Source organism: Paenarthrobacter sp. NPDC058040, from assembly GCF_042885775.1.
In the GTDB taxonomy this organism is placed as follows: Bacteria; Actinomycetota; Actinomycetes; order Actinomycetales; family Micrococcaceae; genus Arthrobacter.
On the sequence record NZ_JBHVRN010000047.1, the window covers coordinates 1 to 1,488 of the forward strand.

Consider the following 1,488-nt stretch of genomic DNA (forward strand, 5'->3'; position numbering starts at 1 on the left):
AGTCGGTTTTCCGGATGGCTTTCTGCTCGGTTTCCAGGAGCCGGTCTACGGCCATGAACGCGGTGCCGGTGGGGTTGTGCTCGGGGTATTCCATGTCCACTTCGTAGACGGCGTTCTTCACCCCATCGAGTTCGAAGTCCATGCGGACGTTGAACATGTGCTGGTGGATGGGTGCGTAGAGGCCATCGTTGTTCAACGACTGCCCGTACGGGCTCGTCTCACCCGGGAGTTGCCCGGCGGTGGAGAGGATGCCGGTGGCCTTGACCAGGAACTCGATACTTCCGTCGAGGAACAGGTGCCAGTAGAACGCGTATTCGTAGTTCGCGACCGTGGCGATGAAGGAAATGACGAGTTTCCGGGACCGGCGGGTCTCGGCGGTGCCTTCACGGAAGTCGAAGTGCTTCCACAAAATGGAGTCGTCTTCTTCGTGCATGCAGATCGCGTTCTCGATGGTCCACGGGTTGCCGTGGGAGTCCACGGAATGACCGTCGAAGTACTTGATCTCACCGAGGCAGTCACAACCCAGGGTCAGGGAGTTGGCCATGTTGCCGATGTTGTATTCGCCCGAGTCGAACGCGTTCTTCTTCGCCTGTACCGGGGCCGTGTCGCCGTAGGGGACGACCATTTCCGAGAGCGAGGCACGGTTGATCACCGGACGGTCCACGCCCTGGTCCTTGAACTTGAGCTGGTGCAGCACCAGGCCTTCACGCGGGGTGAACCCGACCCGGAAGGACCAGTCAGCCCACCTGACGTGGTTACCCGTGACCGTGAAGGAGGCGCCTTCGGGCTGGGTGATGTTCAACGGCTTCAAATCCGTGCGGGCTTCACCGACGTACTTGGGCAGGTAATTACCCCGGGCGGAGGGGACCGGGATGGCCTGGTCGTCTTCGAGGCGGACGACCTTGCCGGCGTTCAGGTCGTAGAACACGATGAAGTTCTCGATCGGGTGCGCGTATGGGGAATCATCAGCCTCGTCACGGACGAACACCAGCGCCCGCATCAGGCGGCGGCCCTCGTTGTCCTCGCCGAAGTACCCTACGGACCACGGCTCGAAACAGACCAGGTCCAGGTTGGTCAGGCCACGCTTGGCCAACGCCGCGATGACCTCGGGGTCTTTACGGCACGCGTCCTCGCACTCAGCGAACTCATCCAGCATGAACGGCGGCTGGACATTCTCAGCCAACTGCTTCCACGAATCCACCGTGCCCGCGTCCAAATCCACCACGGCCTCGAACGACCGGGCCTGCGCACGGTCAACCAGGACAGCGTCAGCCTCACGAGCCACCGCCACACCGGCCCGCACATCATCCTTGGACGGCTCACGCAGCTCCACACTGATAAACCGGAACGACTCCGCCGCAGCCGGCCCCTCCTTCAACAACGCCACCGCACGCGCAATCTCCACACGCGACAACGGATCCAACGGGTGCGAAACACCCACCAAAGCCTCAGTTTCAGCATTCAAAGTCACGACTAACTCCTTTGTTT

General features: G+C 61.4%; 1 protein-coding gene. It reads right to left on the reverse strand.

From position 1 onward, the window contains the following. Positions 1 to 1,471: primary-amine oxidase (locus ACFVSJ_RS24420; RefSeq protein WP_387439705.1), on the reverse strand; the 1,471-nt coding region annotated here is incomplete at its 3' end. Between the last annotated feature and the right edge of the window lie 17 nt (positions 1,472 to 1,488).